Origin of the sequence: Arthrobacter sp. FW306-07-I, from assembly GCF_021800405.1 — a bacterium.
GTDB lineage: Bacteria > Actinomycetota > Actinomycetes > Actinomycetales > Micrococcaceae > Arthrobacter.
On the sequence record NZ_CP084550.1, the window covers coordinates 2427595 to 2449083 of the forward strand.

General features: G+C 66.6%; 18 protein-coding genes and 2 pseudogenes. 13 read left to right on the forward strand and 7 right to left on the reverse strand.

Annotated features, from left to right (window positions below; genetic code table 11):
• Positions 1-145: 145 nt before the first annotated feature.
• The 3 genes and pseudogenes from LFT46_RS11195 to LFT46_RS11200 all read left to right on the forward strand — a co-directional run.
• A pseudogene (locus LFT46_RS11195) lies at positions 146-1081 on the forward strand (HAD-IC family P-type ATPase); the annotation flags it as partial.
• 286 nt (positions 1082-1367) lie between these two features.
• Positions 1368-1499, forward strand: a pseudogene (locus LFT46_RS21160) (hypothetical protein); the annotation flags it as partial.
• Between the two features lie 243 nt (positions 1500-1742).
• Entirely contained in the window at positions 1743-2831 is a 1089-nt protein-coding gene (locus LFT46_RS11200) for an HAD-IC family P-type ATPase (RefSeq protein WP_272910837.1), read from the forward strand.
• 26 nt (positions 2832-2857) lie between these two features.
• Here the strand turns inward: LFT46_RS11200 and LFT46_RS11205 are convergent, their stop codons facing one another.
• Positions 2858-3520 (reverse strand): hypothetical protein, encoded by a 663-nt coding sequence (locus LFT46_RS11205; protein ID WP_236798517.1) that lies wholly within the window; start codon positions 3518-3520, stop codon positions 2858-2860.
• A 239-nt stretch (positions 3521-3759) separates the two neighbouring features.
• On the opposite strand from LFT46_RS11205, the gene LFT46_RS11210 reads away from it, so the two are divergent.
• The 3 genes from LFT46_RS11210 to LFT46_RS11220 are packed head-to-tail and all read left to right on the forward strand — an operon-like array spanning position 3760 to position 4876.
• Positions 3760-4014, forward strand: a complete 255-nt coding sequence (locus LFT46_RS11210) for an SHOCT domain-containing protein (RefSeq protein WP_236819604.1) — start codon at positions 3760-3762, stop codon at positions 4012-4014.
• 41 nt (positions 4015-4055) lie between these two features.
• The gene (locus tag LFT46_RS11215) at positions 4056-4373 is read left to right on the forward strand and encodes a DUF3040 domain-containing protein (protein ID WP_236798519.1); all 318 of its coding nucleotides are present in this window, start codon (positions 4056-4058) and stop codon (positions 4371-4373) included.
• Complete coding sequence (locus tag LFT46_RS11220) at positions 4370-4876, forward strand: hemerythrin domain-containing protein (RefSeq protein WP_236798520.1); 507 nt, start codon at positions 4370-4372, stop codon at positions 4874-4876. Before LFT46_RS11215 ends, LFT46_RS11220 begins: the two co-directional genes overlap by 4 nt.
• 70 nt (positions 4877-4946) lie before the next feature.
• On the opposite strand, the gene LFT46_RS11225 is transcribed toward LFT46_RS11220, so the two are convergent.
• Entirely contained in the window at positions 4947-5447 is a 501-nt protein-coding gene (locus tag LFT46_RS11225; RefSeq protein ID WP_236798521.1) for a universal stress protein, read from the reverse strand.
• Between the two features lie 347 nt (positions 5448-5794).
• Here LFT46_RS11225 and LFT46_RS11230 point away from each other — a divergent pair, with 347 nt between their 5' ends.
• Positions 5795-6418, forward strand: a complete 624-nt coding sequence (locus LFT46_RS11230) for a response regulator (protein WP_142135354.1) — start codon at positions 5795-5797, stop codon at positions 6416-6418.
• A 9-nt stretch (positions 6419-6427) separates the two neighbouring features.
• On the opposite strand, the gene LFT46_RS11235 is transcribed toward LFT46_RS11230, so the two are convergent.
• Complete coding sequence (locus tag LFT46_RS11235) at positions 6428-8158, reverse strand: GAF domain-containing sensor histidine kinase (RefSeq protein ID WP_236822029.1); 1731 nt, start codon at positions 8156-8158, stop codon at positions 6428-6430.
• A 271-nt stretch (positions 8159-8429) separates the two neighbouring features.
• On the opposite strand from LFT46_RS11235, the gene LFT46_RS11240 reads away from it, so the two are divergent.
• The 4 genes from LFT46_RS11240 to LFT46_RS11255 all read left to right on the forward strand — a co-directional run bounded on the left by LFT46_RS11240 (position 8430) and on the right by LFT46_RS11255 (position 12806).
• Positions 8430-8888, forward strand: coding sequence for a pyridoxamine 5'-phosphate oxidase family protein (locus tag LFT46_RS11240; protein WP_236819605.1), 459 nt, complete (start codon positions 8430-8432; stop codon positions 8886-8888).
• Between the two features lie 71 nt (positions 8889-8959).
• Positions 8960-9826 carry a universal stress protein gene (locus tag LFT46_RS11245; protein WP_236798523.1) on the forward strand — a complete coding sequence of 289 codons (867 nt, stop codon included), beginning with the start codon at positions 8960-8962 and terminating at the stop codon, positions 9824-9826.
• A 24-nt stretch (positions 9827-9850) separates the two neighbouring features.
• Positions 9851-12370, forward strand: coding sequence for an HAD-IC family P-type ATPase (locus tag LFT46_RS11250; RefSeq protein ID WP_236798524.1), 2520 nt, complete (start codon positions 9851-9853; stop codon positions 12368-12370).
• 13 nt (positions 12371-12383) lie between these two features.
• Positions 12384-12806, forward strand: coding sequence for an Hsp20/alpha crystallin family protein (locus LFT46_RS11255; RefSeq protein ID WP_272910793.1), 423 nt, complete (start codon positions 12384-12386; stop codon positions 12804-12806).
• 41 nt (positions 12807-12847) lie between these two features.
• On the opposite strand, the gene ppsA is transcribed toward LFT46_RS11255, so the two are convergent.
• From ppsA to LFT46_RS11275, 4 genes are read right to left on the reverse strand one after another with little or no spacing between them, the layout of a single operon-like run.
• On the reverse strand, positions 12848-15280 hold the full coding sequence (gene ppsA, locus LFT46_RS11260; RefSeq protein WP_236819613.1) for a phosphoenolpyruvate synthase: 2433 nt from the start codon (positions 15278-15280) through the stop codon (positions 12848-12850).
• 40 nt (positions 15281-15320) lie between these two features.
• On the reverse strand, positions 15321-17882 hold the full coding sequence (locus LFT46_RS11265; protein ID WP_236798526.1) for a cation-translocating P-type ATPase: 2562 nt from the start codon (positions 17880-17882) through the stop codon (positions 15321-15323).
• A complete protein-coding gene (locus LFT46_RS11270; RefSeq protein WP_236798527.1) occupies positions 17879-18340 on the reverse strand; it encodes a universal stress protein in 462 nt (153 codons plus the stop codon). The genes LFT46_RS11265 and LFT46_RS11270 overlap by 4 nt, the downstream gene beginning before the upstream one ends.
• Positions 18341-18386: 46 nt before the next feature.
• On the reverse strand, positions 18387-20342 hold the full coding sequence (locus LFT46_RS11275) for a heavy metal translocating P-type ATPase (protein ID WP_236798528.1): 1956 nt from the start codon (positions 20340-20342) through the stop codon (positions 18387-18389).
• 240 nt (positions 20343-20582) lie between these two features.
• Here LFT46_RS11275 and LFT46_RS11280 point away from each other — a divergent pair, with 240 nt between their 5' ends.
• Complete coding sequence (locus LFT46_RS11280; protein ID WP_236798529.1) at positions 20583-20951, forward strand: DUF5655 domain-containing protein; 369 nt, start codon at positions 20583-20585, stop codon at positions 20949-20951.
• Between the two features lie 55 nt (positions 20952-21006).
• The gene (locus LFT46_RS11285) at positions 21007-21477 is read left to right on the forward strand and encodes a GyrI-like domain-containing protein (protein ID WP_236798530.1); all 471 of its coding nucleotides are present in this window, start codon (positions 21007-21009) and stop codon (positions 21475-21477) included.
• Positions 21478-21489: the final 12 nt, after the last annotated feature.

Genomic DNA, 21489 nt, shown 5'->3' on the forward strand with positions numbered 1-21489 from the left:
GCGGGTGAGCGCGGTGCCGGCCGGTGAAGTACGACGGCGGACCACCGGGAAGGGGCGGTTGAGGAGCCCGGAGCCTGGATCCGGCCGCCGGAGGCAGGACGGCCCTCCGGATCCTGCCCACCACGGTCTCCCGGTCCACGAAGTGGTGATCCTGCTTGGAACGGACGCCGCCAGGGGCCTGGGCCATGGCGAGGTAGAGCGCCGACGTGCCCAATTCGGGAGAAACGAGCTACCGCGGTCACACAGTGGAGGCATTGCCCGCAAACTGGGACGCCAGTTCAACAACCCGCTGGTCTATGTCCTGTTGGCCGCCGCCGTGGTTACCGTGTTCCTTGGCGAATTCCTGGACTCTGCAGTCATCCTCGCCGTGGTCCTGGTTAACACGCTGATCGGTTTCGTCCAGGAGGTGCGGGCAGAAGCAGCCCTGGATGCCCTTCATTCGCTGGTCCGCACGCATGCCGCCGTAATGCGTGGCGGCGAACGGATGCAGGTCCCCTCCGAAGACCTGGTCCCTGGCGACCTTGTCCTGCTCGAGGCGGGAGACAAGGTACCCGCCGACCTGCGCCTGGTGCGCCTGTCCGCCCTCCGGGTGGACGAATCCGCGCTCACGGGAGAATCGGACCCCGTGGCCAAGGACGAGGTGGTACTCCCCCAGGTCACGCCCGTGGCCGACCGGCGGAACATGCTGTACAGCGGCACACTGGTGACCGCCGGCACCGGCGCAGGAATCGTCGTCGCCGTCGGCGGTGAAACCGAACTCGGCGAGATCCACCGCCTCATGGGCGCCGTCCGCCCCGTGGCCACACCTTTGACCCTGAAGCTGGCACGCTTCAGCACCACGCTCACCATCGCCATCCTTGCCCTCGCTGCCGTAGCCTTCCTCGCCGGCCTGGCACATGGGGAACGCCCGGGACAGATGTTCACCGCCGCCGTCGCGCTGGCCGTGGGCGCCATTCCGGAGGGTCTTCCCGCCGCCGTCACGGTAACGCTTGCCATCGGCGTGCGCCGGATGGCCCGCCGCCGTGCCGTGGTCCGCCGGCTTCCAGTGGTGGAAACGCTGGGCAGCACCACGGTGATCTGCTCCGACAAGACAGGCACCTTCACGGAGAACCAGATGACAGTCCGGGCGCTCTGGACGCCCTCGGGCAGGTACGACGTCACGGGTTCCGGCTACGGACCGGAGGGCCTCATCATCCCTTCAGCCGGAGACGGCACCGGCGGACAGGCACCCGGCGCGGCAACGCGGCCGGCAGACCGGGATGCTGCCCTGTACTGGTCCCTCCTGGGTGGTGCCGCCTGCAACGATGCAACCATCCGGCCCGAGGGGTCCGGATGGCAGGTTCGGGGTGACCCTACCGAGGCGAGCGATGTTGGTGGCGGCAGGGAAAGGCGGCATCCGGGTGCGGGAATTCCTGGCCGCCAACCCGCGGCAGGCCGAGCAGCCGTTCACCTCCGAGCGGCAGTTCATGGCAACACTGCACGCTTCAACGCTCCCCCACGGCGGCGGAACGGTGTTCGTCAAGGGCGCCGTGGAACGGGTCCTGGAACTCTGCGGCCACGAAATGGACACCGGCGGCGGCGCCAGTCCCCTCCGCAGGCATTCGGTGCTCAGCGCCGCACACGCGCTCGCAGACACCGGGCTCCGGGTGCTGGCCACTGCCATGATGCGCCTCCCCGCGGCCGGCGGTCCCCTTTCCACCATGGAATTGCGGGGCCGGATGACCTTTACCGGACTCCAGGGCATGCATGACCCACCGCGGCCGGCCGCGGCGGCCTCCGTTGCGGCCTGCCGGCGTGCCGGCGTGGGCGTCAAGATGATCACGGGAGACCACATACGGACGGCGGTGACCGTGGCCGCGGCGGTGGGGCTGGCCGCAGACCATGATGCCGGAACTGCCCTGACGGGGGCCCAGCTGGACGACATCCCGGCAGACCGGTTCCCGGATGCCGTGGAGCGCGCCACGGTTTTTGCACGGGTTTCGCCTGAACAGAAGCTTCGCCTTATCGATGCCCTGCAATCCCGCGGGCACGTGGCCGCCATGACCGGTGACGGCGTGAACGACGCCCCCGCCCTGCGGCAGGCGAACGTGGGCATCGCGATGGGACGCACCGGAACCGAGGTGGCCAAGGAGGCCTCGGACATCGTCCTGACTGACGACGACTTCGCCACCATTGAAGCAGCGGTCGAAGAGGGCCGGAATGTCTTCGACAACCTGACCAAGTTCATCGTCTGGACCCTCCCCACCAACATGGCCGAGGGATTGGTGATCCTCGTGGCCATCCTGCTGGGCGCTACGCTGCCCATCCTGCCCACCCAGATCCTCTGGATCAACATGACCACCGCCGTCGCCCTTGGACTGATGCTCGCCTTCGAGCCGAAGGAGCAAGGCCTGATGTCCCGACCGCCCAGGGCACCGGACCGCCCCCTCCTGACGTGGGCGCTCACCGTTAGGATCCTGCTCGTGTCGGCCCTGCTGGTGGCCGGGGCCTGGTGGCTCTTCGAACACGAAGCGGCCGTCGGCGCATCGGTGGCGCAGGCCCGCACCTCCGCAGTGAACCTCTTCGTGGCGGTGGAGGTGTTCTACCTCTTCAGCTGCCGGTCCTTGACCCGCCCCGCCTGGCGGATAAGGCCCTTCGGCAACCGCTGGCTGCTCCTCGGCGTCATGGTCCAGACAGCCGGCCAACTGGCCCTCACCTACATCCCGCTGATGAACGAACTCTTCCACACCGCCCCCATCAGCGCAGAGGCGTGGTTGCGGATCGTCGGCCTGGCGCTGTTGGCCTCCCTCGTCGTCGCCCTGGACAAGCGCTTCCGGCGCCGTGGCTTTTAATTCCGCGGGCATCAAGGTTCCGCGCTTCAACGTCCTGCCCCGGCCGTCCGGGTCACCTGCAGAAGGCGTATCAGCACCAGGCCGGTGACCAGGGCCATCACTACTGCCATCAGAACTGCTGCCGCCACCCCGATGGCAGCGATCAGCCAGGCAGGCTGCCCCGGCTGCCATAGAGGAGGGGCCACAAGCATGAAGACCGACAGACCCGCGGCCCACGCCGCAGAACTCCCGACGACCCAGCGCCATGCCCGGAAGGTATGGCGGCGCAGCTCGAACCATTGGGCAGTTCCAATGGACCCGAGCAGCAGGATGGCTGCCACACCGCCGGCCCCTATCCAGGCCGCCGGCGGCCAATCCTGCCATGTCTCGAAGGCCGACGGCAGCATTCCCACGGACCAGGCGAAGGCCGCACCCGCCGCGGTCAACAGAATCCATCGTGAAGTGGAAATGCGCGGCAGCCGCGATCGCAGGACATGGGCCTGGGACCAGCCCAGGACAGCACCTTCAGCCAACCCGGCCAGGACCAGAAGCCCAAAATCCGCGCCGGGCCAGACAGTTGCGGCAAGGAACTGGGCAAGGGCCGGGGCAAGGAACCCAATGCTCTCACCGAGGCTTACCCAGCCCACCCAAGCAGCGAGGAACGCATGCTGCGGCGTCACGCCGTCGGCGGCTTTTTCCCTGGAGGCCATGCGCTCCTCTCTCTGCTTCCGCGGGTTGTCCGCGATTCCAGAATCACGCCGTGCTTCAGGGTCCCGGGCCTGCACCACCTGCGCCAGTGTCAAAAGCCCCGTTGGGCAAGCCGGCCAAAGCGGTGGTGCACGCCGCTGGAACAGGACCAATGGCTCTCCCTTCCGCACCCTGGGCGCCCAATACTGAAAGGGAAGGCAGACGGCTGGCGCCCGCCTTTCAGAACCCGGAGGTCGTGGAAGTGTACGGCTGGAATGACGGCATGGGCCTGTGGGGCTATGTCCTGATGAGCATCAGCATGGTGGTGGTCTGGGGAGCAATCATCACCGGTATTGTCCTGCTGGCCCGCTCCCTGCGGGCGCCGTCTCCGCACCCGCTGCAGCAGTCCCCGCGGCCGGCAGAGGACGTGCTTGCCGAGCGGTTTGCCCGCGGCGAGATCGACGCGCTGGAATACCAGAACAGGCTGTCCGTCCTGCGCGGCCAGCCGGGTGCCTGAGTTCCCGGGTCCTACAGGCAACGAACCGCGGGGGTGCAACGATGCCACTCTCTGAATTCGAGAAACGCGAACTTGAACTGATCGGCCACGGCCTGGAAGAGGACGATCCCCGGCTCGCCGACATGCTCAGCAGGGACAGCGCCGCGCTGTCCCGCAGGGCCCGGATCAGCCGCGGATTGGTCGTTTTCGCGGCAGGTGTCTGCGTCCTCCTCCTGGGCCTGGTGATGCGGGTGCCCCCCGTGGGCATCGCAGGGTTTGCCCTCATGAACGGGGGCGGCTACTGGGCCATCAAGGACCTCCGGTGGTCCTTGCGGAGCAGGAACCGGCGCGTTACCCAAGTGGAAGGCAACAACGAATGAGCGGGAACGGCAAGGACCTTTCGTCCGAACGGCAGGCGCTGCAGGCGGTGGAAACCCACCATGCGGATATGCTGCGGCACTTGAACGGGCTGGTGGGCCTGCTGACGGAGACCGTGGAGGCTGGAGATGCCGGCGCCGCCCAGGCTGCGCAGGCCACCCTTCTTGACTGGTGTGACAAGGAGCTGGTGCCTCACGCCCTGGCCGAGGAAGGGCCGCTTTACAGCGGGCCGCACGGCATGCCGGAGGCCAAGCTGCTGGTGGACGGCATGCTGGCCGAGCACCAGGTCATCGTGGGCCTGATCGAGGAGCTCAGAACGGCTGACGGGGTGGCCGCGGCTGTGGCGGCCGGTGCCATCCAGCGGATCTTCGCCCTGCACCTGGACAAAGAGAACCGCCTCCTGATGCCTTTCGTCATCCAATCCCCCGCACTGTCGCTCGCCCATGCAGTGGAAGGACTGCACGAACTGGTGGGAGAAGGCGCAGCACATCATCACAAGCATTGAGCGGGCGCACCTGCATTGAGGCGCATGTGCATTGGCTCGGCGCTGAACTGCTGGACAATCAGGTGCACGGTCAGGGAACCACAGCGGTGCGGGGGTCTGCAACCCCCACTGCGGCCTCCGCCTCTGCCTTTTCTTCCGGGTCTTTTGTCTCCGGGGCGTGGACCACCAGCACCGGGCAGTGCGCGTGGCTCACGCATGCCGAACTCACCGAACCGGGGACGAAGCTCCCGTGCCCCCGCCTTCCAACAATCAGCAGGGACGCGTTGCGGCTCGCGTCAATCAGCGCTGGACCGGGCTTGCCCCTGACCAGCCGGGGGTGCACGAACGGAGGCAGTTCATCGAAAGCGTCTGCCAGCGCCTGCTGGAGCACTTGTTCCGCGGCATACTTGAACCCCTCGATTCCGACGGCGAGGTACACGCCGTAGCCGGCCGGAACGTCCCAGCACGCCCAGGCTTCAACCTTGGCCGACATTGGTTCCGCCATCGCCCGGGCCACCCGGAGCGCGGCGACGGAGGCTTCGGATCCATCCACCCCGACTATGATCCTCGGGTGCGGTTCAAGGCCATCCATGCCGGCTCCCATCACTGTCCTGCCAAGTGCTGCCCTGCCATATGCTTTCCTGTGGCCGGGTGCCATCCTTTGGCTCGGTCCCAGAATGGACCACAAACGCTCCGCGTGGAAGGGCCGAAGGTCATCACGTCCTTGCAAGCCGAGGGGCCCCTTTCCCGGCCAAGGTCCGGTGACGTGGACTTTGGTCCCTTCCCGCCGCCGCCTCCCCGGGTAACAATGGGACCAGGCCCTCCCCGGGGGCTACCCCGTCTGCAGCGGGGCCTTGATCCTGAAGACATTGGGAGCGTTCGGTGTACAAGCATGAAGCAGGGACTGATGGGCCAACAGGATCTTTGGGGCAGATCCGGGTGTTCATCCTCGATGACCATGAGCTTGTCCGGCAGGGGCTGAAGGACCTGCTGGAAGGCGAAGGATTCCTTGTCGTAGGCGAAAGCGGGTCCGCAGCCGAAGCCACCCGCCGCATCCCCGCCCTGCACCCGGACATCGCCATCCTTGACGGGCGGCTTCCTGACGGCACGGGAATCGAAGTGTGCCGGGACGTGCGTTCGCTGGATCCCCGCCTGCGCTGCCTGATCCTCACCAGCTACGACGACGAACAGGCCCTGCGCGGGGCGGTCCTGGCAGGTGCCTCCGGCTACATCCTGAAACAGATCAGGAGTGACGACCTGCTGGCCGGGATCCGCAGGGCCGCTGCCGGAGAATCGCTGTTTGATCCTGGGGTGGAGCAGCAGATCATTACCGGGCTTTCCACGGCGCCTACAGATCCCCGTTTGGAGGGCCTGAGCGCGCAGGAGAAGAAGGTGCTGGCGTTGATCGGCCAGGGGCTGACCAACCGCCAAATCGGCGACGAGCTGTTCCTGGCCGAGAAGACCGTCAAGAACTACGTTTCGTCCATCCTGGCCAAGCTGGGGTTCGAACGCAGGACGCAGGCGGCGGTCTACGTCACCAAGAGTTCACCGGACTCCGCCTGACCGGACAGGTCAGGCCAGTGGCACCGACCACCGCACGGACGTACCCTGCCCCGGGACGCTTTCGATGACGCAGCTGCCCTTCAGCAGTTCAGCGCGGTGGCGCATGTTCGCCAGTCCGCTTACCTGGCCGTGCTCGGCGAACCCCCGGCCATTGTCATGGATGAGGAGCTGGACTTCATTCCTGGCATTGGCGCTCCCGGCACTGGCATTCCTGCCATCAAAGTTCCCGCGGTGAACGTCCCTGCCCGAAGCGTCGCCGCTCCCCACGGCAACGGTCACCTGGATATCGTCCGCGCCGGAATGCCGCAGCGCATTGCTGAGCCCTTCCGACAGCACTGACAACAAGTGCACTGCCACATCCTCACGAACCGAGTCCACCGGTCCGTCCAGGGATACCTTTGGGGTCAGGGCGTAGCTGCGCGAATTCTCCCGGACCACCCGCAGGATACGGCCCGTCAGCGGTTCACGTTCCTCATCCGCCGTGCGGAGCGAGTAGATGGTGTCCCGCAGTTTCCGGATGGTGTCATCGAGCTCCGTGGTCACGGCGGCGATACGCTCATGCGCCACCGGATCCAGGGTGTACCGCCGCAGGCTCTGGATGCTCAGCCCGGCAGCAAACAAGCGCTGGATGACCAGGTCATGCAGGTCCCTGGCAATCCGTTCCCGGTCCGTGAAAAGAAGGTTTTGTTCGCGAAGTGCATTCACGCGGGCCAGGTCGAGCGCCAGTCCGATCCGGCTTCCGAAGATGGCACTGGATTCGGCCTCAGCCTGGTTGAACACGGCAGTTCCTTGTCCGCGCGCCAGCAGCAGGACCCCGTTGTCACTGGAGCTGTGCCCGAGCGAGCACACGAGGACGGAACCAAGCTTCTCCGCTACCCCGTCCTCGAACACCTGCCGCGGATCCTTCACCACCAACGACCCGCCGCCCTCAAGGACGCCCGATACCGCCCGTGAAACCATCAACTCCTGGCCTGCCTGGATTCCCTGCACCCCCAGGCATGACCGGCAGCGAAGCGAGCCGTCACCGGCCGGCACGGCCACGACCGCAAGCACCGAGTCCGACACCTTGAGGGCGGTATCGGCAACAACATCCAGGTTGTCCCCACCTCCCGGGTGGGACGTCATGATCAATCTGCTGCTCAGCTCCATCCCCGCTTCCAGCCACTTCTGCCGCCGGCTGCTGTCTTCGAAAAGGCGGGCATTCTGGATTGCCACTCCGGCCGCAGCCGCGAGGGCCACGGCAAGGTCCTCATCTTCAGCTGTGAAGTCCTCCCCGCCCTGTTTCTCCGTCAGGTAGAGGTTGCCGAAGACTTCGTCCCGGAGGCGGACCGGTACGCCCAGGAAGGTCCGCATGGGCGGGTGATTTGCAGGGAAACCCGCAGCGATGGGGTGCTGGCCAAGGTCATGCAGGCGCAGGGGCCGCGGCTCGCGGATCAAAAGGCCCAGCACTCCATGGCCGGTAGGAAGGTCACCGATGGAACGGATGCCCTCTTCATCAATTCCCACCGTGATGAAGTGGCTGAGCCTGCGGTCCTCGCCGATGACCCCCAAAGCACCGTACCTCGCGCCCACCAAGGCACACGCAGACCGCACGAGCCGGTCAAGCACGGCCTCGAGGCTCAGGTCCTCGGCCAGGGCCACCACCGCAGCCAACAGGCCGTTGATCCGTTCCTGCGTATCCAGCAATTCGTCCCCGCGGGCTGTAAAGTCCCGTACCAGGTCTTCAACTCTGTCCCTCATCGGCGAGCGCCAGGGCTGGTCAGTGCTCACGTGCCACCTCCTGCGGCAGGAACCTGCGGCGCTGCGGGTCCCTGGCGCGGTCCAAGTGTTCGAAACGGAAGTGCCGGCCTCCGCCCCCCAATTCCACCTTCACCTGAGCATGAAGGCGCTTCCCGATTAATTCTAGGAGCACAGGGGAAAAAATACCCCCAATGGTCCCCGAATAGGGGCGCTAGGGGGCGCGGGACCTTCTTCCCTAGCCGGGGGCCATACCCGGCTTTAGGCTACGGCCATGAACACCGCAGCGACTGAACCGGAAATCAAGGAACTGGGCGTCCACGATTGCTGGCGATACCTTCGTTCAACGTCCCTTTGCAGGATCGCCTTCACGGACGGGGACATTGTTGAAAACTATCCCGTGAACTTTGTCCCCACCAACGGCACCCTGCTCATCCGGACGGGGGAAGGAACCAAGCTTGCCTCCCTCGCCGAACATAAGGCAGTGGCCGTCGAGGCGGACGGGATGAACCAGTACGGCACCATCGCCTGGAGCGTCATCCTCAAGGGGCACGCGCTGATCGTTACCGATGCCGAGGAAACGCAGGACGCCATGGATGCAGGGCTTTCCCCATGGCAACCCGGCCAAAAGAACGTCCTGATCCGGATCACGCCGCACGAAATCAGTGGGCGCAGGTTCGTCATCGCCGCGCCAACCCACTGGTGGCCGCCGCGCGAACCAAGCGCGGATTAGGCCTGCACACGAACACTCCCCCGGCTCCTGCACCACACCCCGCCACAAGAACCCGCAAAGGATGGTCCCCCATGGCACCTGCCAAGCCAATCGCCGTCGGCATCACTGATTCCTCGGCGTCCAATGCCGCCCTGTTGTGGGCAGCAGCCCGGGCCAACAGGCTCAAGCTTCCCCTCGCCGTCGTGAATGTGGTGGACGACCGGTGGATGGCCGCCGAAGTCCTGCCCTATCTTGAAGTCCTGCGCGAATCGGGGCTGGGCCTGCTGAAGGAAGCCGGTGAGAAGGCCACCGCTGCCGAGCCCGGCCTGCAGGTGACCCTCCAGCTCCTGGAGGGCGGCGTAGGGGCCGCCCTGGGCGATTACTCGAAAAATGCCAGCATGCTGGTGCTTGGGACCAGCGGCCACACACGCGGTGCCCTCACGGACCGGGCCCTGCAGGCGGCTGCCACAGCCGAATGCCCCGTGGCCGTCATCGGCGACGCCCAGGAACCGGGCCGCGGCATCGTGGTGGGTGTTGATGGATCACGGGAATCAACGCAGGCTGTTGCCTTTGCGGCGGCCGAAGCTGACGCCCTCGGGGAGGACCTGACCGTCCTCTACGCGTTCACCGGCCCCAACCGCTGGATCTCCGCCGGACTGCCGCAAAGCAGTTTCGCCACCCATGTGGTGGAGGAGGAGCAGATCGTATTGTCCGAAACGGAGGCAGGCCTCCGGCAGGACTACCCGGACCTCAGGGTGCAAACCGTGATGGAGACCGTCCTGGAACCTGCAGACGCTTTGCTCCGCGCAGCTGCCGGTGCCCGTCTGCTGGTGCTGGGCAGCCGTGGCAGGGGTGGCTTCGAAAGGCTCCTCCTGGGGTCCACGGCACACGCGGTGCTTACCCAGCCGCCCTGCCCTACGGTCATCACCCGCGTGCACAGGCAGCAGCACCACGACTGACCGGGTCAGCAGCCTGGCCACGTCATGACGGTAGCCGGGGACAACGGGGCCGCGGTCCCGGGCCTGGACATCGGCCATGCCCGGGACGGGCTCTCCACTGCCGAAGTTCGGGAGCGCACTGCCGCCGGCCGCATCAACAGCGTGCCGACGGCTACCAGCAGGAGCGTCGGAGAGATTGTCCAGGCCAACGTCTTCACGCTTTTCAACGGCGTTGTCGGAGGGTGCTTCATCCTGCTGCTGGTCCTTGGCCAGTGGCGAGACGCGCTGTTCGGGTTGTCCGCCATCAGCAATTCCCTGATTGGCATCATCCAGGAATACCGGGCCAAGCGCTCGCTGGACCAGCTTGCGATATTGCATGCCGCCAGGAGCACGGTGGTCAGGAACGGGGCCCGGGAAACCATCTCCTCCGAGGAGTTGGTGCCTGACGACCTGGTGGTACTCAACGCCGGAGACCAGGTCACGGCGGACCTGATGCTGCTGGACGGGAACCCGCTTGAGGTGGATGAGTCGTTGCTGACCGGCGAATCCGAACCCGTGCCCAAGCAGGGCGGCGCCGTGCTGCTCTCCGGGTCCCTGATCCTTGCCGGTAGCGGGCGTGCCAAGGTGCTCCGGGTGGGACCCGACACGTTCGCCTACGGGCTGGCGGCTGAGGCGCGCCGGTTTTCCCTGGTGACGTCAGAGATCCGGCGGGGCCTGGAAAAAGTCTTTGCCGTCATCACGTGGCTGCTTCTTCCCACCGCCCTGCTGCTCACGAATGCCCAAATGCAGGAGCAGGGCGGGTGGGCCGGAGCCATGGGATCAGGGCGTTGGGTGCCGGCGGCCGTGGGTTCGGTTGCGGGCATCATGGCCATGATTCCGTTGGGCCTGCTCCTGATGAGCAGCGTGGCTTTCGCCGTGGGAGGGCTCCGGCTGGCCCGCCAAAAGGTGCTGATCCAGGAACTTGCCGCCGTGGAGGTGCTGGCACGGGTGGACGTCCTCTGCCTGGATAAGACCGGCACGTTGTCCTCAGGCTCATTGGTGTTCGACGCCGTCCATCACGCCGGGACTGTTCCTGCCCCCGGGTGGCAGCAGGCGCTGGAGTGGTTCGGTTCCAACGCAGACAGCAGCAGCACCGCCGCAGCCATCGGGAAGGCCTTCCCTGCGCCGGTCCCTCCGCAGGAGCAGGACTCGGTCCCCTTCTCCTCTGCCCGCAAGTGGAGCTCGGTGACGTTTGCGCCGGGCTCCGCCGCTGCCGGCACATGGATCCTCGGAGCCCCCGACGCAGTACTCAGTGGGCGCGGCTGCGAGGCGGCGCACGGCAGCGCCGCAACCCTCGCCGCAACGGGCCTCCGGACCCTGGCCCTGGTGTACCTGGACGGGCCGCTGCCCCGGGATGCCGCAGGCGCGGGAATCCCGCCGGACCTGGTTCCGGTCATGCTGCTGACGTTCCGCGAAAGCATCCGCCGGGACGCAGCCTCGACCCTGGACTATTTCCGGCGGCAGGGGGTAACCGTCAAGATCATCTCCGGAGACGACCCCCGCACGGTGGGGGCGCTGGCCCGCCGCGTGGGGTTTGGGACCGGTGCTGCCTGTGACGCACGCCGGCTTCCTGACGATCGCGTCGAACTGGAGGAAACGGTGGAGGCCAACAGCCTGTTCGGGAGCGTGACACCTTCCCAGAAGCGGGACCTGATCGAGGCACTGAGACGGCGGGGGCACACCGTGGCAATGACCGGTGACGGGGTGAATGATGTCCTGGCGCTCAAAGAGGCCGACCTGGGGATCGCCATGGACTCGGCCTCCCCCGCAACCAAGGCAGTGGCCCGCCTGGTCCTGCTGGACGGTCGCTTCGAACGGCTGCCGGCCGTAGTGGACGAGGGACGTCGGGCCATCAGCAACATCGAGCGCGTTTCCCTGGTGTTCCTGAGCAAGACCGTCTACGCCACCATCATTTCCGTGGTGTCCGGCATCCTGTTGCTGGCCTTTCCGTTCCTGCCCCGGCAGCTGTCGGCCCTGGATGGTTTGACCATCGGCCTGCCGTCGTTCTTCCTGGCCCTGCAGCCCGGTGGGCAGCGCTACGCTCCGGGGTTCCTCCGGCGTTCCCTCGCCTTCGCTGTTCCGGCCGGCATCTGCGCCGCCCTGTGCGTCCTTGCCGTCAGCGGCTATGCCCAGACATGGGGCGGATACAGCGAAGAGTCTGCGCAGTCTGCGGCCACCCTGACCCTGGGCCTGGTGGCCGCGTGGATCCTGGTGATGGCATCGCGCCCCCTCAGCCCAACCAAGGTCCTGATCCTTGCCGGAATGTACGCAGGGCTGGTCCTGTTGTTCACCGTCCCGGTGGCGCAGGACTTCTTCCGCGTGGACTGGCCGCCTCCCGCCCTGCTGAGCCTTTCCACCGCGGTTGCCGCAGCAGGTTGCGTGGCTATTGAGCTGGTGGGGCGTTTTACCCGGCGGCCATCCTTGCACGGCCACCAAGGCGGGCTGGGACCTTTGACTCTGGAAGCGGCCACCCGGGAAGGGGAAGGTGGAACTGCCGGGCAACGCGATGGTCCGGCTTCCACATGAGCAGGAGGCAAGAATGACTGACCTGATGAGATGGTTCGACACCCGGCGCTCCCCGATGGATGTTATCGAGAGGCTGTTCGACGGCGACATGGGTTCCTCGGCCATTCGGGTTGAGGAGATGATGGACGGCAACACGCTCGTGGTGCGGGCCGAGCTGCCCGGCATAGATCCGGAAAAGGACGTTGACGTCACGATTGCCGACGGCGTGCTGTCGATCAAGGCGGAGCGGCAGGAAAAGAAAGAGCACAAGGACAAGGACAGCTACCGGTCCGAATTCCGCTACGGCTCCTTCATGCGCCGGATTCCCCTCCCCAGCGGCGTCCAGCAAGGCGACATCACTGCCTCGTACAAGGACGGCCTCCTCGAAGTCCGGGCTCCGATGCCGGACCAGGGGCAGGAAGCTGCGGCGTCAAAGATCCCCATCAGCAGGGGTTAAGGACAGTTTAAGTACGACGCCGGTGCCTGGCTTCCCGGGGATCACCCCTCGGGCTGCCAGGCACTTTCGTACGCCCGTGCCTCCGCCGCGGCAATGACAGGGAGCGTCCGCACGTAGGTGTCAGGGTTCAGGGACACGGAATCGATGCCCAGGCCGACCAGGAACTCTGCGAAGTCCGGATGGTTGCTGGGCCCCTGCCCGCAGATCCCGATCTTGATGCCGGCCGCGTGGGCCTTGCTGATCGCCTCGGCAATCATGGCCATCACTGCCGGGTCCCGCTCGTCGAACAGCCCCGCAAGTTCCTCCGAGTCGCGGTCCACGCCCAGCACCAGCTGCGTGAGGTCGTTGGACCCGATGGAGAAGCCGTCAAAGCGCTTGGCAAATTCCGCTGCCATGACCACGTTCGACGGAATCTCGCACATCATGTAGAGCTGGAGCCCTTCCCTGCCGCGGACCAATCCCTGTTCCTCCATGGCCGCGATCACCTGGTCTGCTTCCCGCACGGTACGGCAGAAGGGAACCATGACGATGACGTTGCCGAACCCCGCCTGCTCGCGCACGCGTTTCAGGGCTTTGCACTCCAGGGCGAATCCTTCGCGGTAGTGGCTGCTGTAGTAGCGGGAGGCCCCGCGGAACCCGAGCATGGGGTTTTCCTCCGGGCGTTCGAAGGCGCTGCCGCCGATCAGGTGGCCGTACTCGTTGGTCTTGAAATCGCTCAACCTGACGATGACGGGCTTGGGATGGAAGGGAGCGGCAATCTTGGCGATCCCGGTTGCCAGCACGTCGACGAAATACTCCTGCGGGTCCTCATAGCCGCGGGTCAGCTGCCGGATGAGCGCAGCCTCCTCCGGGTCAGTCACCTTCTCCGGGTGGACCAGGGCCATGGGATGGATGCGGATCAGGTTGTTGATGATGAACTCCATCCGGGCCAGGCCCACGCCGGCGGCGGGCAGCCGCCACCATTTGAAGGCGGCAGCCGGGCTGGCGATGTTGATCATCACGGCCGTGCGGGTGGCCGGAAGTGTCTGCATGTCCACTTCTTCCACTGAGAACTCCAGCAGTCCTTCGTAGACGCGGCCCTCCTCGCCTTCGGCGCAGGACAAGGTGACCGGGACGCCGTCGGACAATGCTTCGGTGGCGTTGCGCGTGCCCACGACGGCGGGCACGCCCAGTTCGCGGCTGACGATGGCCGCGTGGCTGGTCGGGCCGCCGTGGTCCGTGATGATGCCAGCGGCACGCTTCATCACGGGCACCCAGTCCGGGTCCGTCATCCGGGTGACCAGCACGGACCCGTCCACGAAGGATTCAATGTCCTTCGCATCCCGCACCACGCAGGCCTGGCCCCGGGCAATGGCGTCGCCAATCGCGGCGCCGGAGACCAGGACCTTGCCGGGCTGTGCAAGGTGGTAGGTCCGGAACGTGCTTGTGCTCCTGCGGGCCTGCACGGTTTCCGGCCTTGCCTGCACCATGAAGAGTTCTCCGGTGATCCCGTCCTTGGCCCACTCCATATCCATCGGGCGCCCATAGTGCTCCTCCACGGCAACGGCCCAGCGGGCCAGGAGGACAACCTCCCGGTCATCCAGCACCAGCGAGCGCTGCTCCCGCTCGGAGGTCTCGACCATCCTGGTCCGCGCGTCCCCGCCCTGGCTGTACACCATTTTGCGTTCCTTAGCACCGAGCTCGCGCTCGATCACGGGGCTGAAGCGTTCCTCTGCCAGGAGCGGCTTGAACACCTGGTACTTGTCCGGGTTGCTGGTCCCCTGGACCACCGTCTCTCCCAGTCCCCAGGCTGCGCTGATCACCACCATGCCTGGAAAACCGGACTCGGTGTCGATCGAGAACATCACCCCGGACGCGCCCAGGTCTGAGCGGACCATCCGCTGCACGCCCACGGACAGGGCGACGTCCAGGTGGTCATATCCCTTCATTTCGCGGTAGCTGATGGCGCGGTCCGTGAACAGGGAGGCATAGCAGCGCCGGCAAGCGTCCAACACCGCGCGTCCGCCTGCCACATTCAGGAAGGTTTCCTGCTGGCCGGCGAAGCTGGCGTCCGGGAGGTCCTCCGCAGTGGCGCTGCTGCGGACCGCAACGGCAACCTGGGGCTGCCCGGCCCGCTGGCACAGGGCCCGGTAGTGTTCCTGGATGTCCGCGGCGATGTCTGCAGGGAAGGTGGCCTGCAGGAACAGCTCACGGATCGCGGCCCCGGCCTGGCGGAGCGTGGACGTTCCGGAGCGCTGGTCCTCCATGTGCTTCCTGATCAGCGGCTCCAGGCCGTTCGCAGCAAGGAACGCCCGGTAGGCGGCAGCTGTGGTGGCGAACCCCTCGGGTACCCTGACCCCCGCGGACTGCAGTGCACGGCTCAATTCGCCCAGCGAGGCGTTCTTCCCTCCCACGGATGGGATGTCCGCGATCCCGGTGTCCTCGATCCATTTGACGTTGGCGTTGGCCAGGGACGTGTCTGCGGCGGCACTCATGGCTTGATTCTGGACTCCACCAACCGGGGCATGCAGAGTCTTAGGTCCTGCTCCGCCGCAGCCGCCCGCGCGCCGTTTTGTGGATCCAGTCCGCCAGGAGGACAGCAGGTGCCGCAAGGAGCGCCAGCAGGAAGCCCGCCGGTGTTGGCGGTGCCTGGCCCAGCAGCGTGGCGAGGTAGGGCACGTACAGGCAGACGGCAAGGATGGCCAGTTCAGCCAGGACGGCCCATACCAGAAGCCTGTTGGTCGCCCAGCCCAGCTTCCAGGGCGGCAACGTGGCGCTCCTGCAGGCGAAAGCGTTAGCTACCTGTCCCAGGACCACGGTGGTGAAAGCGGCACCGGAGGCCGCCATCAACAGCCCTGCCCCGGGAACCTGGCCCCGGCTCCATCCGCCGCCGGCCAGGACAGCGGAGAACACTGCCATTTCCATTGCAGCCTCCACGGGACCCAGGATGCAGAAGACCCGAATGATCAACTGCCGGTCCATCAGGTGCCGTCGTTCGGGCGGCCGGGCCAGAATGCGCCTGCCGGGCGGTTCTGCGCCAAGGGCCAGGGCCGGCAGCAAATCGGTGCCGATGTCCAGGGCGAGGATTTGCAGGACCCCCAGGGCCAGCGGGAACTGCCCGCCGGACAGTGCCCAGATGACAAAGGGGGTCAGTTCCGCCACGTTGTCTGTGAGGTGGTAGGTGAGGAACCGGTGGACGTTGGCGTAGGTGGCCCTGCCCTGTTCGATGGCGGCCACGATGGTGCCGAAATGGTCGTCAAGGAGGACCAGGTCCGAGGCCTCACGTGCCACGTCTGTTCCACTGAGGCCCATAGCCACACCGATGTCCGCTTCACGGAGGGCAGGACCGTCGTTGACGCCGTCGCCGGTCATCGCCACCACATGCCCGCGGGCCTGCAGCGCCTTGGCCACGCGGAGCTTTTGCTCCGGTGAGACCCTGCTGACCACCACTCCGTCGCGGTCCAGGAGTGCGCCCAGTATCTGGTCGTCCTCCGGCAGGTCCGCGCCTTCCAGCACAAGTTCGGGGCTCCCGGTCAGGCCGATCTGGCGGGCAATCGCCGCGGCCGTGGCCGGGTGGTCGCCGGTGATCATGGCAATCCTCAACCCTGCCTGCCGGGCCGCGCGGATCACGTCCCCCACATCCTGCCGGGGCGGGTCCTGCAGTCCGATCAGGCCCAGGAGTTCCATGCCCGTTTCGAGTTCCAAGGCTGGAGTGGACTGCCACGCAGCAGGCGCTCCGCCGAGCCGGCGCCTCGCAACCGCGATGACGCGCAGCCCGCGTGCGGCCATCACCTCCACCTGTTCCTTGACTGGGCCGGGCACGGCTTCACAGACCGGCAGCACGGTTTCGGGGGCACCTTTGCAGAACAGATCGGTTCCCAGGAGGGCGGATTCGCGCCGCCGCACGGGATCAAACGGCAACCGGCGCCAGGGGGCAGCGCCGGCCTCTGTGCCTGTGAGCCTGCGGGCCAGGACGTCCATGGCCGCTTCCATGGGGTCGCCCTGCGCCCGCCACTGCCCGTCGTGGAACTCGGCGCGGCCCTGGGAAGCGGTACGCGCTGCCAGCGCCGCCGCGGCTGCCTCTTCCACCCCGCTTCCCTGCACGTCGCCGTCGGGAGCGTATCCCTGGCCCGTCACGTGGACGGGACCAGCCGCTGTGAAGACTTCGACGGCGTTCATCCGGTTCTGCGTCAGGGTCCCGGTTTTGTCGGTGCAGATAAAAGTGGTGGAACCCAGGGTTTCCACTGCCTCAAGGTTCCGGACCAGCCCGCTGCGCGATGCCATCCGCTGGGCCCCCATGGCCAGCGACAGCGTGACCGTGGGGAGGAGGCCTTCCGGGACCAGCGCCACGGCAACGCCGATGGAAAACAGGAACGAGTCCCGCCATTGGAAGCCCACCAGCAGCGATGCCAGGAAGAAGACCGCCGCGATCCCCAGCGCCATACCGGCGGTAACGCGGACGATCCGGCGCAGTTCCTGGGAGAGCGGCGTAGGCGGAGAAACCGCCCCGCTGGTCAGGGCAGCGATGCCGGCCAGCCTGGTTCCAGCACCTGTCGCGGAAACCGCTGCTTCCGCGTAGCCGTTGACCAGGAATGTGCCGCCCCAAGCCGGGTCATCCGCGATTTTGGGCACAGGGGCGCTTTCGCCCGTCAACATGGATTCATCCACCGCGCAGGCAGACGCCGACAGCAGCACCAAGTCCGCGGGGACGCGGTCGCCGGCAGCGAGCAGCACCACGTCGCCGACCACCAGCTCGCTGGCGTGGACCTTGCGCACCTTCCCGTCCCGCCGGACCACCACGTCGGCGGGCAGCAGGCCACGCAGCCGGGCGGCGGCGTGCTGGGCACGTTCCTGCTGGATGTGCGCGAAGACTCCGTTGACAATGACGACGACGATGATCGCCACGGCGAGCTGCGGCATGTCCGCGATGAAGGCCAGCCCGGCGGCGCACCACAGCATGAGGGCGAAAAAGTGAGTCATTTCGCCCCAGAGCTTCCGCCACTGCGGAACGGGTTTCTCCGCGGGAAGCTGGTTGGGGCCCGCCTGTTTCAGGAGCTGCGCGGCCTGTTCAGAGGTCAGGCCCTCCGCGGTCCTCACACAGCGTCCGCCTCCTGCCCAACCAGGAGCACGGGACAGTTGGAGTGGGCAGCGCAGGCCTTGCTGACGGAGCCCATGGACGACTTGAGCAGGCCGCCTTCGCCGTGCCGTCCAACCACCAGCATTTGTGCCCGCCGGCTCTCGTCCACCAGCACCTTCGCCGGTGACCCGAACTTGATGGTCACGTCGATGTTTTCCGGCCGTTCAGCGGAAAACGCCCGGCCAAGGGCATCCTCCACCAGGCGCCCGGCAGCGTCCTCCAACCTGGCGGTGAACTGCCGGTCGGCCCCCTCGAGGCGTGACATCACCAGGTAGTCCGGCATCCCGATGCATGAGATGACTTCGAGCCGGGTGCCCAGGCGGGCTGCCAGCGTGCCCGCGTAGCGGAGGGCTGCGGAGGAGTATTCGGACCCGTCCACACCCACGATGACCGGCTTGGCTCCTGTTTCTGCGTTCATGGTCACCACGATCCCGGCTGGGGGTTGAGCTGGGAAGGGCCAAAAGTCATGCCGCCGGCGGCCTCCGTGGACCGGATTTCCTATCGGCACCGTGCAGTGCCCTAAGGCCGTTCAGGATGGTGGCCAGGTCAACCAGTTCCTGGAGGAGTGCGCCGGCGACGGCGGGAATGTATCCGGTCATGGCAATGGCCATCAGGACGATGCTGAGTCCTATGCCCGTCCAGATGCTCACCAGGGCAACACCCACCGTGCGCTTTCCGATGGCTACGGCCTGGGCCACTTTGGACAGGTCATCGAGCATGATCACCACGTCCGCGGATTCGCTCGCCGCCGTGGCGCCCTTGGCCCCCATCGCGATGCCAACATCCGCAGCGGCCAGGACGGGAGCGTCATTCACGCCGTCGCCCACCATCAGGACCGGCCGTTCCGCCAACGCGGCAACAGTATTGACCTTGTCCTCGGGCAGGCATTCCGCCTGGACGCGGTCAATCCCGGCTTCCTCGGCGATGTGCGCGGCCGTGGCCTTGGCGTCACCGGTCAGGAGCATCGTGTTCTGCACGCCGAGGCTGCGCAGGCGCGCCAGGGTATCCACGGCGTTGCCGCGCAATGGATCTTTCATGATCAAGGCACCGGCGTACCCGCCGTTGACGGCCACATGGACGGCAAGCTGACCGCTGTGCACTGCAGCCTCCCGGAACCCGGTGGATGAACTGCGGACCAGGCCCGCTTTTCCCACCACCACCTGCTGATCGTCACAGATGGCCTCCACACCGTGCGTGGCGTTTTCGGTCGCCTGCGTCACGGGCAGGAGTCCAATGCCGGCCGCCTTGGCGGCTTCGATCACCGAAGCTGCCAGCACATGCGAGGAGTACTGTTCCGCGGAGGCTGCAAGCTGCAGGAGCTTCCTGCTGCCCAGTGTTTCCCCGTGACCGGGCGACACCCTGATCTCATCGAGGACGGGACGTCCCGACGTGAGGGTTCCGGTTTTGTCGAAGACCGCTGATTGCGCCTTCGCCAGCTGTTCAAGGGTCCTGGTGTTCTTGATGATGATTCCCTTGTGGGCGGCCTGGCTGGTGCCGGCCAGGAACGCCACCGGCGCCGCGATCAGCAGCGGGCACGGCGTGGCCACCACCAGGACCTGGGCAAAGCGCAGCGGCTCACCGGACAACAGCCACGCCGTACCTGCCATGGCCAGGGCGAGGAGGGTGAAGGGCACTGCGTAGCGGTCGGCCAGCCGGACCACGGGAGCGCGGCTGTTGGAAGCCTCCTCCACCAGGGCGATGATGCGGCTGTACTGTGAGTCTGCCGCGGTGGCCGCTGCCCGCAGCCGGATGGCCGCCACGCCGTTGACGGCGCCGCTGAGCAGTTGTTGCCCCCGGGTGCGTTCCACCGGCAGGCTTTCGCCCGTCAGCGACGACTCATCCAGGCTGGCTGAATCGGACAGGAGTTCACCGTCAACGGGTACCAGTTCGGACGGACGGACCACCAGGATGTCCCCCGGCGCAACCTCGCCGATCGGGGTGTCCACCAGGGCTCCACCGGATTCCTCACGGTGGGCAAAGCGGGGCGCCCGGTCCAGCAGGGACCGCAGTTCCCGCGCTGCGCGGCCCTGGGCAAAATTCTCCAGCGCCTCCCCGCCGGTGAGCATCAGGATCACCACCAGGGCCGCGAGGTATTCGCCCACCGCCACGGTGCTGGCAATGGCCATCAGCGCCAAAAGGTCGATGCCCCAGCGGCCTTCACGCAGCGACCGGACCATGCCGGCCGCGCGCGCCACCACGATAACGGCCGCGTAAGCCGACGCCAGGATGCGGACCTGCAGTTCCAGGCCGAACTGAACCAGCACCAGCGTGGCCAGGAGCACCAGCAAAGTCAGTGCGACGACGGGATACCGCCTGAGAAAGACCCGGGCCTTTTCCATGGGCGAGCCGGCAGGTTCACCGGCATCAACGCTGCCCGGACCAGGGCCGGTTGCCATGGTTGGGGACGCCTGCTTCCTCATCCAGGACCCTTCGGCACGAGGCGGTGAAGGTCATCGCACATGGAACTGAACCTACCCTGCTGCCGTCAGGCGGGCTAGGGCATTTGGCCCCAGCCCGCCTTCTGTTACCGCCGATGTGACCTTCGGCCCTGTCCACGGCTCCGGGCGTCTCGGCAACGTTGGGGGAAGACCTGCCGCCGACGCAGACCGGAGCCCACATGCAAGCCGTAACGATCAGCACCAGTGAGCCATAGGGCGGCAATGTCGGTGCAGTTACGGACGGTGGAACAGTTCTTCGACGGGGCGCCCACCGCGCTTGGCCTCTACGAAGCGGTGGAGCGAATGGCGGCGGGCCTGGGACCCTTTGGGATAAGGGTGGGCAAGAGCCAGATTTCCTTTCGCCGGCGCCGCGGGTTCGCGTACCTCTGGCGGCCCGGTCTTTATGTGAAATCCGCGGTTCCGCTTGTCCTGTCTTTGGCCCTGCCGCGGGACCTGGGTTCACCGCGCTTCAAGCAGATCGTGCATCCTTCGGCCCAAACCTGGATGCACCACCTGGAGCTCACTGACAGCACCCAACTCGATGCCGAGGTCCGGACGTGGATGCAGGAAGCGTACGGCGCTGCGGGCTGACAGTTAGAGTCCTCTGGCCCTGTCGCGCTGTTGCCGGCAGGTCAAAGCTGATGCCATGACTGAAGATGGCCAGCAGCCCCGAAAGATCCATGTTCCCGAACAACCCGTTGCCGTGGTGCGCGAAAGGGTCCCCATGGACGCGCTGACAGGCTTCTTCGGCCGCGCTTTCGGCGCCGTGATGGCGGCAGTCCAGATGCAGGGAGCCAGGCCGGCGGGGCCGCCGTTCGCGCTGTACCACGGGATGCCGGGCGAAACTGTGGATGTTGAAGCGGGGTTCCCTATCGCCGGGAACTTCCGGGGGACAGGCGAAGTGGCCAGCGGGACACTGCCCGATACGGACGCGTTCGAAGCTGTCCATACGGGCCCTTATGACACCTTGGGTACCACCTACGATGCCATCCGGCAACGGATGGAGGCCGATGGCGCCGCCCCCTCGGACACGATGTGGGAGTACTACCTGACCGATCCGGAACAGCAACCGGATCCTGCAACGTGGCAGACCAGGGTGGTGTGGCCGGTCGCCTGAGGCTGTGGGCTG

Bases quoted from the DNA above. Each gene is read 5' to 3' on its own strand.
- LFT46_RS11200 (WP_272910837.1), top strand. From the start codon at position 1,743: ATGCATGACCCACCGCGGCCGGCCGCGGCGGCCTCCGTTGCGGCCTGC.
- LFT46_RS11255 (WP_272910793.1), top strand. From the start codon at position 12,384: ATGACTGACCTGATGAGATGGTTCGACACCCGGCGCTCCCCGATGGAT.
- LFT46_RS11205 (WP_236798517.1), bottom strand. From the start codon at position 3,520: ATGGCCTCCAGGGAAAAAGCCGCCGACGGCGTGACGCCGCAGCATGCG.
- LFT46_RS11220 (WP_236798520.1), top strand. From the start codon at position 4,370: ATGAGCGGGAACGGCAAGGACCTTTCGTCCGAACGGCAGGCGCTGCAG.
- LFT46_RS11280 (WP_236798529.1), top strand. From the start codon at position 20,583: ATGTCGGTGCAGTTACGGACGGTGGAACAGTTCTTCGACGGGGCGCCC.
- LFT46_RS11245 (WP_236798523.1), top strand. From the start codon at position 8,960: ATGGCACCTGCCAAGCCAATCGCCGTCGGCATCACTGATTCCTCGGCG.
- LFT46_RS11225 (WP_236798521.1), bottom strand. From the start codon at position 5,447: ATGGATGGCCTTGAACCGCACCCGAGGATCATAGTCGGGGTGGATGGA.
- LFT46_RS11285 (WP_236798530.1), top strand. From the start codon at position 21,007: ATGACTGAAGATGGCCAGCAGCCCCGAAAGATCCATGTTCCCGAACAA.
- LFT46_RS11250 (WP_236798524.1), top strand. From the start codon at position 9,851: ATGACGGTAGCCGGGGACAACGGGGCCGCGGTCCCGGGCCTGGACATC.
- LFT46_RS11240 (WP_236819605.1), top strand. From the start codon at position 8,430: ATGAACACCGCAGCGACTGAACCGGAAATCAAGGAACTGGGCGTCCAC.
- LFT46_RS11275 (WP_236798528.1), bottom strand. From the start codon at position 20,342: ATGAGGAAGCAGGCGTCCCCAACCATGGCAACCGGCCCTGGTCCGGGC.
- ppsA (WP_236819613.1), bottom strand. From the start codon at position 15,280: ATGAGTGCCGCCGCAGACACGTCCCTGGCCAACGCCAACGTCAAATGG.
- LFT46_RS11215 (WP_236798519.1), top strand. From the start codon at position 4,056: ATGCCACTCTCTGAATTCGAGAAACGCGAACTTGAACTGATCGGCCAC.
- LFT46_RS11235 (WP_236822029.1), bottom strand. From the start codon at position 8,158: ATGAGGGACAGAGTTGAAGACCTGGTACGGGACTTTACAGCCCGCGGG.
- LFT46_RS11270 (WP_236798527.1), bottom strand. From the start codon at position 18,340: ATGAACGCAGAAACAGGAGCCAAGCCGGTCATCGTGGGTGTGGACGGG.